Raw genomic sequence first — 14,319 nt, forward strand, 5'->3', positions numbered from 1 at the left:
TTCTTGCGCTGCATCACTTTTCCATGAAGCGATTCCCGAAAGTGTGAACTGACAACGCCGGCGATTGGCGGTGATTAAGCTGGCATTCTGCCAGTTTTAAGGATTCCTTAAGCCAAAGGGCGGGGGAGGATGGCGGCCAGGGGCCGCCGGACCGTCAGACAAAGGCCTTGCCGTCGAGTACCGCCTTGCGCCAGCGGGTGATGCGCACCTCGGCGGGCAGGCCGACCTGGCTGAAGGGGTCCTGGGCCAGGAAGGCTTCGGCCTCGGCGCGGGTTTCCACGTCGACGATGTAGACGCTACCACTGGCGGTCTCGCCGTCGTCGTTGAGCTTGGCGCCACAGGCCAGCAGGGCGGCGGCATGCTCGCGGAGGAAGTCCAGGTGGGCCGGGCGATGCTGCTGGCGCAGGGCCAGGCTGTCCGGCTTGTCGAAGGTCTCGATCAGAAAAGGCATGGCAGGCTCCGATAGGGGCGGTGGCCCCGGTGGCCGCCGCCCGCGCAGGGTGGCGTGATCGCGGGTACAGCGTCAATCGGACCTTGGACAACTGACCACACCCTGGCGCACGGCATAGCCTTAGGCGAGAAGAGTATTAAACATTTTTGTATAAAGTGGCCAGGCTGTCCTTTTTCAATGGAATAAGGAAAGGCCGCTATGACTTTCGCAACACTCCGTCGCCTGGCAGGTATCGCCTTGATCGCCCTGGCGACCTTCGGCAGCCTGGCCGTGGCCCAGGCCGCCGATCAGCCACTCCGGATCGGCTACCAGAAGGGTGGTGGCCTGCTGGCCGTGCTCAAGGCCCAGGGTACCCTGGAGCAGACCCTGGGCGCCCAGGGCTACCAGGTGAGCTGGCGCGAGTTCCAGGCCGGCCCGCAGCTGCTGGAGGCGCTCAACGCCGGCAGCATCGACGTCGGCTACACCGGCTCGCCGCCGCCGATCTTCGCCCAGGCCGCCGGGATCGATCTGGTCTACCTGGGGGCCGAACCGGCCAGTGAGTCGGTCGAGGCCATCCTGGTGCCGGACGGCTCCCCGATCGGCGACGTGGCGGCACTCAAGGGTAAGAAGGTCGCGGTGCAGAAAGGCTCCAGCGCCAACTTCCTGCTGGTCGCTGCCCTGGAAAAGGCCGGGCTCAGCTTCAAGGATATCCAGCCGGTCTATCTGCCGCCTGCCGATGCCCGCGCCGCCTTCGCCAACGGATCGGTGGACGCCTGGGTGGTCTGGGACCCGTACCTGGCAGCCATCCAGCAGAGCCAGCCGGTACGCGTACTCGCCGACTACAAGGGCCTGCTGCACGCCAACAGCTTCTATGAAGGATCGCGCCGTTTCGCCGATGCCCACCCCGAGGCGATTCGCCTGCTGCTGGCGGAACTGGCCAAGGCCGGGGCCTGGGCCAATACCCACAAGCCGGAGGTGAGCCGCATCCTGGCGCAGCAGATCGGTCTGCCGGAAGCGGTGATCGCCACCTGGCAGGCCCGTGCCGGCTATGGGGTGACGGCACTGACGCCCGAGATCATCGCCATCCAGCAGCAGACCGCCGACATCTTCCACGCCCAGGGGCTGATTCCGCGCAAGGTCGACATCAGCCAGGCGGTCTGGCAGGCACCACGCTAAGCGCGCCGCGGCAGCAGATACCCCAGCAGGAACATTCCCGCGGCGGCCACCACCACCGAGGGGCCGGCCGGAGTGTCCTGGTACCAGGACAGGGTCAGCCCCAGGCACACCGCGACCATGCCCAGCAGACTGGCGCCACAGGCCATCTGCTCCGGGCTGCGGGCATGGCGCTGGGCGGTGGCGGCGGGGATTATCAGCAGCGAGGTGATCAGCAGCACCCCGACGATCTTCATGGCCACGGCGATGACGATGGCCACCAGCAGCATCAGCGCCAGGCGGATCCAGGTCACCGGCAGGCCTTCGACCTGGGCCAGCTCCTCGTGCACGGTGATGGCCAGCAGCGGCCGCCACAGCCAGGCGAGGGCCGCCAGCACCAGGGCGCTGCCGCCGAGGATCCAGCGCAGGTCGGCCGGACCTACCGCCAGCAGGTCGCCGAACAGATAGCTCATCAGGTCGATCCGCACCTCGTGCATGAACGACAGCGCCACCAGCCCCAGCGACAGGGTGCTGTGGGCGAGGATGCCCAGCAGGGTATCGGCGGCCAGCCCCCGGCGGCGCTGCAGCACCACCAGCAGCACGGCCAGCGCCAGGCAGCCGACGGTAACGGTCAGGGTCGGGCTGACATCCAGCAGAAAGCCCAGGGCCACCCCGAGCAGGGCGGCATGGGACAGGGTGTCGCCGAAATAGGCCATGCGCCGCCAGACCACGAAGGAACCGAGGGGACCGGCGACGAGGGCGAGGGCGAGACCGGCGAGCAGGGCATACAGCAGAAAATCAGCCATGCTTGCAGTGGGCTCCATGGACGTGCGGGGTCTTGACCACGCTGCCATGCAGGTCGTGGGCGTGATCGTGGTGATGGTGGTAGACGGCGAGGTTGCGCGCGCTCTGGCCGAACAGCGCCTGATAGGCCGGATCGCCGCTGACCTGCTCGGGATGGCCGGAGCAGCAGACGTGGCGATTCAGGCAGATCACCTGGTCGGTGGCGCCCATCACCAGGTGCAGGTCGTGGGAGACCATCAGCACGCCGCAGCCATGGCGCTCGCGCAACTGGCCGATCAGCCGGTACAGCTCGCTCTGGCCGTTGATATCGACGCCCTGCACGGGTTCGTCGAGCACCAGCAACTCGGGCTGGCGGAGCAGGGCGCGGGCCAGCAGCACCCGCTGCAGCTCGCCGCCGGAGATGCTTTGCAGGGGGCTGTCGATGACCCCCTCGGCACCCACTTCGCCCAGGGCAGCCAGGGCGCTGGCGCGATTCACCCCGGGCACCAGGCGCAGGAAGCGCAGCACCGACAGCGGCAGGGTGGCATCCACCTGCAGCTTCTGCGGCATATAGCCGATGCGCAGCCGCGGGCGGCGCCAGACGCTGCCGCGATCGGGCGTGAGCAGGCCGAGCACGCTGCGCACCAGGGTGGTCTTGCCGGCGCCGTTGGGGCCGATGAGGGTGACGATGCGGCCGGGGTCCAGGGTCAGGCTGACCTGGTCGAGCACCGGCTGCCCGGCGAAGGTCACGCTGACGTCCTGCAGCCGGATCAGCGCCTCGCTCATGCCTGCTTCCGGCAGGCGGCGCACTGACCGACCACTTCCACGGTCTGGCCCTCCACCTGGAAGCCCACGGCACTGGCACCGTCGAGGATGGCCTGGTGCACGGCCGGCTGTTCCAGCTCGATGCTCACCTGGCAGCTACGGCAGATCAGGAACTGGCCCTGGTGGGCCTCGCCGGGATGGTTGCAGCCGACGAAGGCATTGAGCGATGCGATGCGATGCACCAGGCCGTTTTCCACCAGGAAATCCAGCGCCCGGTAGACGGTGGGCGGCGCCGCGCGGCGGCCGTCCTGCTCGCTGAGCACCGCCAGGATGTCGTAGGCACCGAGCGGCTTGTGGCTCTGCCAGACCAGTTCCAGCACCCGCTTGCGCAGGTCGGTGAGGCGCACGCCGGCGCGGCTGCAGAGGTGATCCGCCTCGGCCAGCGCGTGGGCGACGCAGCGGGAATGATCGTGGGGCCGAAAGGCCAGGGGAGCATCGGACATGGAGCAGTACCTTGGAAGCCAGGACGTTATTATATTGCACCTCTCTTAAGAATCGGGATTTTCACGTGCCGCGCCTCCTACCCCTCGTCGCCTCCCTGCTGCTCGCCTGCACCCTGCTGTCCGCCCAGGCCGAGGTGCAGGTGCTGACCAGCATCAAGCCCTTGCAACTGATCGCCGCGGCCATCCAGGACGGTGCCGGCCAGCCTGCCGTGCTGCTGCCGCCGGGCGCCTCGCCGCACCATTACGCCCTGCGCCCCTCGGACCTGCGCCAGGTGCGCGAGGCCAATCTCGTCTATTGGATCGGCCCGGATCTGGAGACCTTCCTGCCAGCCGTGCTCAAGGACCGCCAGGGCCCCAGCCTGGCCGTCCAGGAGCTGCCCGGCCTGCACCTGCGGCGCTTCGGCGAAGAGCATGCGGACGCCCATGACGACGAGCACGAGCACGAGCACGAGCATGCGCATGCGCACGGTGATGAACAGGGCGGCGAACCCGAATACGCCCACGACCATGACCATCGTCCCGGTAGCCTGGATGCCCACCTCTGGCTGAGCCCGGCCAACGCCCGGGTGATCGCCACCCGCCTGGCCGCCGACCTGAGCCAGGCCGACCCGGCCAATGCGCAACGCTACGCGGCCAACCTCAAGACCTTCGAGACCGAACTCGCGGCCAAGGACCAGGCCCTGCGCGCCCAGCTGGCGCCTCTGGCCGGCAAGCCCTACTTCGTCTTCCACGAGGCCTTCGACTATTTCGAGGAGGCCTATGGCCTGGGGCATCGTGGCGTCTTCGCCCTGGGCGCCGACGTCCAGCCCGGCGCCCGTCACGTGGCCGCCATGCGTGAAGAACTCAAGGCCGCCGGCCCGACCTGCGTCTTCACCGAGCCGCCGCTGCAGCCGAAGATCGCCACCACCCTGAGCAGCGGCCTGCCGGTGACCCTGGTGGAGCTCGATCCGCTGGGCGCCCGCATCGCCGCGGACCGGCAGGGCTACACCACCCTGCTGCAGCGCGTGGCCGACACCCTGGGCGGTTGCCTGGGCAAGCTGCCCTGAAGCCCTTGGGCGATGGCCAGGAGCCGTCTTTTCGTCGTCTTAGCGCCACTTCGCCGCCGTTCAGCTAGCGTTCAGGACGAGTTCAGGGAGCGTTCAGGGCCATTGGCCTAATCTGCAACTGTCAGATCAGCAACGCCGAGGTCGCCCGGACATGTTCACCCTAGCGCAGCTCCCGCTAAGGCAGATCGTCCGGACACTTCGACCCGACCTGGCGATGTTCATCCTTGTAACTCCATTGCAGGGTCACCAAGTCAGCTCTGGTTCCCTGTAGCCGTCCCCCAACGGCAGTTTCCGATCCCCATGAAGTGCTCCTTACCTCTCCAACTGGAGAGGTTTTTTTTGCCTGGAATAAAGTGAGCGACCCCGTCCATGCATTCCCCGCTCTCGCCGTCAGCCCGCCTCAGGCGCCATAATCGGTACCCGGGCGCTGCTGCGCGAAGCGTGAGCTACATGCGGTCGCAGCCACAGAGAGTCTCGTTAGCTGTTCAGGAGTCTGCATGAAGATCCTCGTCGTCGAAGACGAAAACCTGCTGCGCCACCACCTCAAGGTGCGTCTGGGTGAAGCCGGTCATGTCGTCAATGCCGTGGCCGATGCGGAAGAAGCGCTCTACAGCGCCCGCGAATTCCACCACGACCTCGCCATCATCGACCTGGGCCTGCCGGGCATGAGCGGGCTCGACCTGATCCGCCAGCTGCGCAACCAGGGTGCCACCCTGCCGATCCTCATCCTCACCGCTCGCGGCAGCTGGCAGGACAAGGTCGAGGGCCTGGGTGCCGGTGCGGACGACTACGTGGTCAAGCCCTTCCAGTTCGAAGAGCTGGAGGCGCGCCTCAATGTGCTGCTGCGTCGCTCGGCGGGTTTCGTCCAGCCGAGCATCCGCGCGGGTTCGCTGAAGCTGGACCTGGGCCGCCAGCAGGCCTTCAACGAGGAGCAGCCGCTGCAGCTCACCGCCTACGAGTACCGCCTGCTGGAATACCTGATGCGCAACCACCAGCAGGTGATCACCAAGGAGCGGCTCATGGAGCAGCTCTACGACGATGATGGCGAGCACGACAGCAACGTCATCGAGGTGCTGGTGGGCCGCCTGCGGCGCAAGCTGGAGGCCAACTGCCAGATGCAACCCATCGAAACGGTCCGGGGCCGCGGCTACCTGTTCACCGAGCGCTGCCAGTGATCCGTTCCTTTCGCGTGCGGTTGCTGCTCAGCGCGGCGCTGCTGGTGATCGTCTGCCTGGCGTTGATCGTGCCGGCGATCCGCAATGCCTTCGATCGCACGGTGGAGAACTTCGTCGCTGCGCGCCTGGAGGCCAACGCCAACACCCTGATCGGCGCGGCCCGGGCCATCGACGGGCGCCTGGCGATGCCGGAGATGATCGCCGAGGAGGTCTTCGACCGGCCCGGTTCGCCGATCCTCGGCTATGTCTACGATCAGAACGGGCGCCTGCTCTGGCGCTCGCGCTCGGCGATCAAGGAGCGACCCAACTACAAGCCCACCTTCGACGGCGGCGGAGTCAAGCTGGTCAAGGCTACCGATGACCAGGGCCAGGGCTTCTTCGTCTTCGACCGCGAGGTGTTGCTGGGCAATCCGCCGGTGGCGGGCTTCAGCGTGGTCACCATGCAGCCGGCCGAGGAATACGAACGGTTGCGCGCCACCTTCCTGCACCAGGTGATCCTCTGGCTGGTGGGGGTGCTCGGCGCCCTGTTGCTGCTGCTGGCGCTGGTCATGCAATGGAGCCTGCGACCCCTGCGTCGCCTCAGCCAGCAACTCGACGCGGTGGAAACCGACCAGCGCGACCTGCTCGACGAGAAGAACGTGCCCAGCGAGATCAGCCGCCTGATCCGCTCGCTCAACCGCCTGCTCGACCACGAACGCCTGCAGCGCGAGCGCTATCGCGACACGCTTGGCGATCTCGCCCACAGCCTGAAGACGCCCCTGGCGGTCTTGCAGGGGGTGACCGAGGAATTGCGCCGACGGCCGCAGCTGGACCAGGAGGTCGGCACCCTGCAGACCCAGATCGAGCGCATGAACCAGCAGGTGATGTACCAGCTGCAGCGGGCCACCCGCCAGGGCGGCGCGGTGCTCAGTCGACCGCTGGAGCTGGCGCCGCTGCTGGAATCGCTGTTCAGCACCCTGGACAAGGTCTACGCCGAGAAGCGCGTCCAGGCCGAGCTGGAGCTGCCGCCCAACCTGCGTGTCCAGGCCGAGGAGGCGGCCATGCTCGAGGTCTTCGGCAACCTGCTGGAGAACGCCTACCGGCTGTGCCTGACCCAGGTACGCGTCAGCGCCCGGCGGCATACCGAGCACTGGATCCTCGACATCGAGGACGACGGCCCGGGTATCCCGGCCGAACGCCGCGAAAGCGTGTTGCGTCGTGGCATGCGCATGGACAGCCGGCATCCCGGGCAAGGCATCGGCCTGGCGGTGGTGCAGGACATTCTCGAGGGCTACCGCAGCAGCCTGACCATCGACGAATCCAGCCTGGGCGGGGCGCGCTTCCGTTTCCGCCTGCCCGCCGCCATTTCCCCGGAGCGGCCTTCCTTGGTGCACAATGGCGCCAGGACGTGACCCGTGGGTCATGACTGGCGTCTGCTCCCGATAGTGAAATTTTGTCTGTAAGGACCCCGGCATGAGCCGCGACTGCCGTCACCTCGAATCCCTGCTGCACCACGATATTCCCATCACCAAGGCCCTGGGCCTGGAAGTCCGCGACTGGAGCGAGCATCGCCTGCAACTGCACGCGCCGCTGGACGCCAACATCAACCACGCCAGCACCATGTTCGGCGGCAGCCTCTACTGCGTGGCCGTGCTGGCCGGTTGGGGCTGGCTGTACCTGCGGCTGCGCGAGGCGGGCATCGAGGAAGGGCACATCCTCATCCAGGAAGGCCAGATCAGCTATCCGCGGCCGATCATCGCCGACGCCCTGGCCTATGGCGAGCCGGCCGAGGAGCGCGCCTGGGAGCGCTTCGAGACCACCTTCCGCCGTCGCGGGCGGGCGCGCATCACCCTGCAGTCACGTATCGTCACCGAGAGTGGCGAGGATGGCGTGCGCTTCAGCGGCCAGTACGTGCTGCATCGCTGAGAGCCTGTCCAAAGTCTGCTGCGCGTCGGCCAAACGGCGTTGAAAGGACCCTGGATCGCCAGTCCACCTGGGCGGCCCCGTCGCCATGCTCATTTACCACTCGTGAACTCGCGCGCGAGTCCGATCCGCTTCCCCAGGTATTTTCGCGGGGTCGCCCAGGCCTCGTCTGACTCTGGCTCATGAGACTTTGAACGGGCCCTGACGACGGGCCTGGTATGAAAAAGGGCGACCCCTGGGGTCGCCCTTTGCGTTTCCGGCACCAGGTCAGCCGTGGGAGTGGGACTCGGCGGATGCCTGCTGGGCGGTATCGGTCTTGGGCAGGTTGTCCGGTGGCACGGCCAGGGCGCGCAGCGCGCCGGACATGATCTCGCTGAAGGTCGGTGCCGAGACCAGGCCGCCGAAGTAACCTTCCTTGGTTGGGCTGTCGAGCATCACCGCCAGCACCAGCTTGGGATCCGCCGCCGGTGCCATGCCGACGAACAGCGAGCGATAGGCGTGCTCCGTATAGCTACCGGCGCCGGCCTTGCGCGCGGTACCGGACTTGCCGGCCACATGGTAGCCGGGCACCCGGGCGCGATATACCCCGCCCTCGTCCTCCACCACATGGTTGAGCATCATGCGGATGCGCCGGGCGATGGTCGGGTCCATGGCCTGCACCCCTTGCTGTTTCTGGTCCTTGAGCAGGGTCAGGGGCGTGAGTTTGCCGTCGTTGGCGATCACCGAGTAGGCCTGGGCCAGCTCGGCGACGTTGACCGCCAGGCTGTAGCCGAAGGACATGCTGGCGGTGGCGATCTGCGACCACTTGGTATGGCCGGGCAGGTAGCCGGCGTTCTCGCCGGGGAAGCCCAGTTCCATGGGATTGCCGAAGCCGACGCGGCTGAGCTGTTCGTAGATGGGCAGCGGGCCGATCTGCAGGGCCACCTTGCTCATGCCGATGTTGGAGGAGTTGAGCAGCACCCCGGTCATGGTCAGCACACCACGCTTGGCCACGTCGTGGATGGTGTGGCCGTCGATGGTCATCCAGCCGGGCGCCACGTCCACGGTGCTGTTCTCGCTGAATCGGCCCGAGGCCAGGGCCACCGACATGCTGAACGGCTTGATCACCGAACCGGGCTCGAAGGCATCGGTCAGGGTACGGTTGCGCATGTTGGGGATCTGCAGCGTTGCCCGGTTGTTGGGGTTGTAGGAGGGGAAGTTGGTCATTGCCAGGATCTGACCGGTCTTGGGATCGACCAGCACGGCGGACCCGGACTGGGCGCCGAACTTCTCCACCGCGTTCTGCAGGGCGCGGTAGGCGATGAACTGCAGGCGCAGGTCGATGGACAGGGCGACGTCCTTGCTCGGTTGCGGCTGGCGCACCACGCGGATGTTCTTGACCACCGAGCCGCGCGGGTTGATCAGCACCTCGCGCACGCCGCTGCGCCCGGCCAGCCAGTCCTCGAAGCCCAGCTCCAGGCCTTCCTGGCCGTGGCCGTCGATGTTGACCATGCCGATCACCTGGGCCACCAGGTCGGAACTGGGGTAGTAGCGCTTGTACTCCTTGATCTGGCGCACGCCGGGCACGCCCAGGGCCATGATGTTCTCGCCGTCGATGGGCGAGAGGGCGCGGGCCAGGTAGAGGAAGTGCTTTTCCGGGTGGCCGAGGATGAGGTTGCGCAGCTCGGCTTCGGGCTTGTGGATGGCCTGGGCCAGCCGACCCAACTGGTCGGCGCTGTCCTGCATCTCCGCCGGGTTGCACCAGATGGTCACCACCTCGGTGGAGACCGCCAGGGGGGCGCCATTGCGGTCGGTGATCATGCCGCGGGTGACCGGGATGGGAATGTGGCGCACCGAGCGGCGGTCGCCCTGGTCACCGAGGAAGTCGGCGTCGAACAGCTTGAGATAGGTGATGCGACCGGCGACCACGCAGGTCAGCAGGACCAGCACGATGACCACGACATAGAAGCGATAGCGGGGTGCGGCCGTCATGGCGGCTCCTGCGCGGGAAGAGGGCTTGGGCATGGTCACAACTGGTTACAACCATTCGGGAGCGCGCATGGTAACTGCTCCGGCCATCGCCCGGAAACCGCTGGGCGACACGGCGCGTTACACTCCGCCCATGAGCGACATCCCCCTGCACGATCTCACCCCTCCCACCGTGACCTGCGACAGCTGCCAGGCGTGGTGCTGCCGCCAGGAAGTGCTGCTGTTCGACGATGCCGGCGTGCCCGCCCGCTACATCGAGGAAGACTGGACCGGTACCCGCATGAGGCGCCTCGACGACGGCTGGTGCGCGGCCCTGGATCGCGAGCAGATGAATTGCAGCATCTACGAGGTGCGGCCCTGGGTCTGCCGGATCTTCGACATGGCCGGGCCGGAGTGTCTGGAGGAGCGGGAGGATATGAAAAGGGCGATGGAGAATGGCGATTTCTAGCGGTTCGCCTGAAAGTCTGGGCCGCCGGATGGTCCTATCGCGGCCCTGGGCCGCTCCTACAGGAAGAGGCACGCCGGTTTAACGTGATCTTGCGTGGCTGATGAAACTGAACGCCTGCTCGGACAGCCCCCTCTCCCCTCGGGAGAGGGTTGGGGTGAGGGCCTCCTCGCCACGAAGTCTCCAATGGAAAAGGCTACGCCGTTTTCCACGCTACGTGAGGTATCCCCACAGCGATAAGACAGTTGCTCCTACAGGCGCGGACGTTGCCGTAGGAGCGGCCAATGGCCGCGATCAGATATTCAGCGCAGCTTCTGCGGCTTGTAGGCGCAGTACCCTGGCCGCGGTCCGACCCTGGGGTGGTTGCGGCAGGTTTCCGGGCGCTGATCGTAAATGGTGCACAGCCGGGTCTTCGGGTGCAGATAGAGGCAGTCGTTGTTGGACAGCCGCACCAGGGTGAACAGCCCGGTCTTGGCGTTGAGGCGCTCGACGATGCCGTCCTTCTTCAGCCGCTTGGCGATGTCCTTGAGCGGCTCGCCCTTCTCGAACTCGTCCACCACGCCCATGCGGATCAGGTCGGACAGCCGCGCCTCCACCGGCAGGGTGCAGCAACTGGAGACGCAGTCCAGGCACATGGCCTTGTCGTAGCGGATCCAGGTTTCGGTGCGATCGAGATCGGCCCCGAGAATGCGCAGTATCTGGGCCATGGCTTACTCGGCGAAGGTGACCTGGCCATCGGCCAGGGAGGCGACACGGGCCAGGGACTCGACCCGATAGCCCTGGGCGTCGAGTTCGGCGCGACCGGCCTGGAAGGATTTCTCGATGACGATGCCCAGGCCCACGACCTGGGCGCCGGCCTGACCGATGATGGAGATCAGCGCCTTGGCCGCCTTACCGTTGGCGAGGAAGTCGTCGATGATCAGCACCCGATCGGCGGACGACAGATGCATGGTCGAGACGGCTATGGTGCTCTCCGTCTGCTTGGTAAAGGAATAGACACTGGCGACCAGTAGATTGTCCGTGAGCGTCAGCGACTGGTGCTTGCGGGCGAAGATCACCGGCACGCCCAGCTCCATTCCGGTCATCACCGCCGGGGCGATGCCCGAGGCTTCGATGGTCACGATCTTGGTGATGCCGGCGTCAGCGAAGCGTCGGGCGAACTCCTGGCCAATGGCTTGCATGAGGGCCGGATCGATCTGGTGATTGAGGAAGGCATCGACCTTGAGCACCTGCTCGGAGAGTACTTGGCCTTCGGTACGGATCTTGGCTTTGAGGCGGTCCACGCGGGCGGTCCTTTGACGGCAAAGCCCGGTCCTGGCAGGCCGGACCGGGTCGAGAGAAACGGGAAGGGCGGCGATTGTGCCCTATCCATCAAGAAAGTCGTTAGTTTGCCGACAAATCGTCCTATGGGCACCCGCAGCGGGCAGCCGGCGATGTTCAGCCGTAATGAACACAGGAGCGGTCGGTCATGGGTGTTTTACTGTCACCAGGGATTCGGGTGTTGAGCCGTTTCGGCTTCGCCCGCAAGTTCGCCGTGCTGTTCGTGCTGTTCCTGTTGCCCATGGGGATCAGCCTCTGGCTGTTGGGCGCGGATTTCCAGGCCAAGCTGGCGACCGTCAGCGGCGAGCGCAGCGGGGTCCGCCTGTTGCAGCGGCTGGATGCGCTGGAGGCGGGGATCATCGCCCAGCGCAATCTGACCGCGCGCTGGAAGGCCATCGACGTCGCGCGCGAACCGACGCCGGCCGTGCAGGCCGCCATCGCGGCCATGGAGAAACGCATCGCCAACCGCCAGGAGCGCCTGGCCGCGCTGCAACGACAGGTTGAGGCGGAAAGCCTGGGCGCCGGCGTGAGCGGGCGGATGGAGGCCCTGCAGCAGGCGCTGAAAGGCCTGGGGGTCGACGACCTGCGCAGTCTGGGCTGGTGGCCGGATGGCTACGACCGCCTGACCAATGCGCTGGTCGCCGTTCAGGCGCTGCGCGAAGAGATCGCTCTCAGCAGCGGCCTGATCCTCGATCCCTGGCTGGAGACCTATCTGCTGATGCAGATCGGCACGACGCAGTCGGTCGATCTGACCGAGCGCCTGGGCCGGTTGGGCAGCATCGGCCAGACCAGCGTGGTGGCGGGGCAATTCAGCCTGCAGAGCCGCCTGCAACTGCGCGACCTGCGCGCGCGCGTCGGTGACTCCCGCGACAGCCTGGTCAAGGTCGGCGCCCTGCTCAGCGACAAGCTACCTGCCGGCATGGCCAGCTGGAGAAGCGACTACCAGCAACTGCTGGGCCAGCTGGATGCCAGCCTCAAGCGCATCGATGAAGGCCTGTATGGCGCCGAGATCACCTTCAAGCCGGAGCAGTTCGAGGCGACCATCGACGGTGTCCTGCAGGGGCTGCAGACCTTCCGGCAGCAGACCCTGGGTAGCCTCGATAGCCGGTTGCAGTACTACGATGCCGAGGCGGTGCGCAATTTCAGCGTCATCGCCACCGGCTTTGGCCTGCTGCTGATCGTCACCTGCTACCTGCTGCTGTGCATGCAAGCAGCCATTCGCGGCAGTGCCCGCGGCATCACCACCCTGGCCGAAGGCCTGCGCGATGGCGATCTGACCCGCACCGCCCGGATCATCGGCCGCGACGAACTGGCCGACATCGGCCAGGCGCTGGATGTGGCCGTGGTCCAGCTGCGCAGCAGCCTGCGGTCGGTCGACCAGGAGAGTCGCCAGGTGGGCGTCGCCTCCGGGCAGTTGGGCCAGCAGGCCGAGTCGGCCCTGGGTGCAGTGGAGGCCCAGCGCCTGCAAATCACCCAGATCGCCACCGCGGCGACCGAATTGGCCGCTACGGCCCAGGGTGTGGCGGAGAGTTGCGAGCAGGCTGCCGGGCGCGCCGAGCAGATGCGCGAGATGGCCCAGGCCAGCCAGCACGACAGCCGGCACACCACCAGCAGCATCCAGCGGCTGAACCAGCGGCTGGGCGACACCGCCGAGGCCATGGCCCAGGTCAATGCCCAGGCCGGGCAGATTCAGCAGGTGGTGGACGTGATTCGCGGCATCGCCGAGCAGACCAACCTCTTGGCGCTCAACGCGGCCATCGAGGCGGCGCGGGCGGGCGATCAGGGGCGCGGCTTCGCGGTGGTGGCCGATGAGGTGCGCTCGCTGTCGCAACGCACCCAGGCCTCCACGGCGCAGATCGCCGGGACCGTCGGCAGCCTGAGCAGCACCGTGGCCCAGGCCGTGTCCCTGATGCAGGAGGCCTGTGGCCAGGCCGCCAGCGACGCCCAGTCGGTCACCGGCCTGGGGCGACGGCTGGAGGAAATCGCCGAATCGGTGCAGGGAGTGTCGGATACCCTGGTGCAGATCGCCACGGCGGCCGAGCAGCAGGCGGCTACTGCCGACGAGGTCAGCGGCAACATCCAGCAGATCGATGCCGCCGCCGCCGATCTGCTCGGCAACGCCCGCACCGTGCAGAACACGGCAGCCGGGCTGGCCGAGGGCAGCCGAACCCTGGTGGCCAACACCACGAAATTCCGTCTGAGCTGAAAGACGAAAGGGGCGCCCAGGCGCCCCTTTCAACCAAGATGTACGATCAGACCTTGGTATCGATCAGGGTCCCGAGGGTTTCCTGAGCGGTCTGCATGACCTTGCTGCCGGCCAGTGCCTGGTACTTGCCGACATCCAGATTGACCAGCTGGCTGGCCAGATCGGCCTCGCTGTTGGTGGTCGCACCCAGGGCTTGTTCCTGGTTGCGCGCGGTCTGGGAGGCGATGGCGGTGCCGGCCTTGTCGACCATACGGCTACCGTTCTGGAAGGCCTGCAGGCCGCCGTAGAGCGAGTTGCTTGATGTCACGTTCATGGACCAGGTCCTCGACGGTGATGTCAAAGGGCTATTGAACCATTTTTGACGCCAACTAACCACCGTTCTCTGTGACCACCTGTGTCCCGCTATTGCTGGATCGTCGCCCGGTTGCCCTGGCCACTCTGGCGCAGGCTAAGGCCGTTGCCCTCGCCCAGCTGGCTGACGGTGGCGTACTGGCCTGCGCCCTGCTGACCGACATCGATCCGGGTATCGCTGACCAAGGCAGCCTGGACGACGTGGCCATCGCCGAGCTGTTCGACGTCGAGTGCGACGTGGTCGCCGAGCCAGGAGACGCTCACCTCGTTGTC

General features: G+C 66.7%; 16 protein-coding genes. 7 read left to right on the top strand and 9 right to left on the bottom strand.

The features are described from left to right. Window positions 1-154: 154 nt before the first annotated feature. Window positions 155-451: a YciI family protein gene (locus tag AR540_RS11170; RefSeq protein ID WP_059228900.1), complete on the bottom strand. Its 297-nt coding sequence runs from the start codon at window positions 449-451 to the stop codon at window positions 155-157. Window positions 452-649: 198 nt separating this feature from the next. Between AR540_RS11170 and AR540_RS11175 the strand changes: the two genes are divergently transcribed. Next, window positions 650-1,606, top strand: coding sequence for a sulfonate ABC transporter substrate-binding protein (locus AR540_RS11175; protein WP_059228902.1), 957 nt, complete (start codon window positions 650-652; stop codon window positions 1,604-1,606). Here AR540_RS11175 and znuB read toward each other — a convergent pair. Genes znuB through AR540_RS11190 form a run of 3 tightly spaced genes read right to left on the bottom strand, consistent with a single transcriptional unit; the run spans window position 1,603 to window position 3,633 of the window. Beyond that, on the bottom strand, window positions 1,603-2,388 hold the full coding sequence (znuB, locus tag AR540_RS11180) for a zinc ABC transporter permease subunit ZnuB (protein ID WP_059228904.1): 786 nt from the start codon (window positions 2,386-2,388) through the stop codon (window positions 1,603-1,605). The genes AR540_RS11175 and znuB overlap by 4 nt on opposite strands. After that, complete coding sequence (gene znuC / locus AR540_RS11185; RefSeq protein ID WP_059228907.1) at window positions 2,381-3,151, bottom strand: zinc ABC transporter ATP-binding protein ZnuC; 771 nt, start codon at window positions 3,149-3,151, stop codon at window positions 2,381-2,383. Before znuC ends, znuB begins: the two co-directional genes overlap by 8 nt. Then, window positions 3,148-3,633 (bottom strand): Fur family transcriptional regulator, encoded by a 486-nt coding sequence (locus AR540_RS11190; protein ID WP_059228910.1) that lies wholly within the window; start codon window positions 3,631-3,633, stop codon window positions 3,148-3,150. The genes znuC and AR540_RS11190 overlap by 4 nt, the downstream gene beginning before the upstream one ends. 65 nt (window positions 3,634-3,698) lie before the next feature. Between AR540_RS11190 and znuA the strand changes: the two genes are divergently transcribed. The 4 genes from znuA (at window position 3,699) to AR540_RS11210 (ending at window position 7,759) form a co-directional block, all read left to right on the top strand. After that, window positions 3,699-4,679, top strand: a complete 981-nt coding sequence (gene znuA / locus AR540_RS11195; RefSeq protein ID WP_059228913.1) for a zinc ABC transporter substrate-binding protein ZnuA — start codon at window positions 3,699-3,701, stop codon at window positions 4,677-4,679. 497 nt (window positions 4,680-5,176) lie between these two features. Beyond that, a complete protein-coding gene (locus AR540_RS11200; protein ID WP_058761644.1) occupies window positions 5,177-5,854 on the top strand; it encodes a response regulator transcription factor in 678 nt (225 codons plus the stop codon). Then, window positions 5,851-7,245: an ATP-binding protein gene (locus AR540_RS11205; RefSeq protein ID WP_059228914.1), complete on the top strand. Its 1,395-nt coding sequence runs from the start codon at window positions 5,851-5,853 to the stop codon at window positions 7,243-7,245. Before AR540_RS11200 ends, AR540_RS11205 begins: the two co-directional genes overlap by 4 nt. A gap of 61 nt (window positions 7,246-7,306) precedes the next feature. Beyond that, a complete protein-coding gene (locus tag AR540_RS11210; RefSeq protein ID WP_059228916.1) occupies window positions 7,307-7,759 on the top strand; it encodes a YiiD C-terminal domain-containing protein in 453 nt (150 codons plus the stop codon). A 264-nt stretch (window positions 7,760-8,023) separates the two neighbouring features. On the opposite strand, the gene AR540_RS11215 is transcribed toward AR540_RS11210, so the two are convergent. After that, the gene (locus tag AR540_RS11215; protein WP_059228918.1) at window positions 8,024-9,727 is read right to left on the bottom strand and encodes a peptidoglycan D,D-transpeptidase FtsI family protein; all 1,704 of its coding nucleotides are present in this window, start codon (window positions 9,725-9,727) and stop codon (window positions 8,024-8,026) included. A gap of 130 nt (window positions 9,728-9,857) precedes the next feature. Between AR540_RS11215 and AR540_RS11220 the strand changes: the two genes are divergently transcribed. After that, window positions 9,858-10,172 (top strand): YkgJ family cysteine cluster protein, encoded by a 315-nt coding sequence (locus AR540_RS11220; protein WP_059229727.1) that lies wholly within the window; start codon window positions 9,858-9,860, stop codon window positions 10,170-10,172. A gap of 299 nt (window positions 10,173-10,471) precedes the next feature. On the opposite strand, the gene AR540_RS11225 is transcribed toward AR540_RS11220, so the two are convergent. Beyond that, the gene (locus AR540_RS11225; RefSeq protein WP_058761639.1) at window positions 10,472-10,876 is read right to left on the bottom strand and encodes a YkgJ family cysteine cluster protein; all 405 of its coding nucleotides are present in this window, start codon (window positions 10,874-10,876) and stop codon (window positions 10,472-10,474) included. 3 nt (window positions 10,877-10,879) lie between these two features. Then, window positions 10,880-11,452, bottom strand: coding sequence for a xanthine phosphoribosyltransferase (locus tag AR540_RS11230; RefSeq protein WP_059228920.1), 573 nt, complete (start codon window positions 11,450-11,452; stop codon window positions 10,880-10,882). 1,607 nt (window positions 11,453-13,059) lie between these two features. On the opposite strand from AR540_RS11230, the gene AR540_RS26505 reads away from it, so the two are divergent. After that, window positions 13,060-13,695 carry a methyl-accepting chemotaxis protein gene (locus tag AR540_RS26505; protein ID WP_442963784.1) on the top strand — a complete coding sequence of 212 codons (636 nt, stop codon included), beginning with the start codon at window positions 13,060-13,062 and terminating at the stop codon, window positions 13,693-13,695. 46 nt (window positions 13,696-13,741) lie between these two features. Here AR540_RS26505 and AR540_RS11240 read toward each other — a convergent pair whose 3' ends face one another. Next, window positions 13,742-14,008, bottom strand: a complete 267-nt coding sequence (locus AR540_RS11240) for a hypothetical protein (RefSeq protein ID WP_059228926.1) — start codon at window positions 14,006-14,008, stop codon at window positions 13,742-13,744. 89 nt (window positions 14,009-14,097) lie between these two features. After that, window positions 14,098-14,310, bottom strand: coding sequence for a hypothetical protein (locus AR540_RS25725; RefSeq protein ID WP_059228928.1), 213 nt, complete (start codon window positions 14,308-14,310; stop codon window positions 14,098-14,100). Window positions 14,311-14,319 lie beyond the last annotated feature (9 nt).

Source organism: Pseudomonas sp. EpS/L25, assembly GCF_001512295.1.
Classification (GTDB): Bacteria; Pseudomonadota; Gammaproteobacteria; order Pseudomonadales; family Pseudomonadaceae; genus Chryseomonas.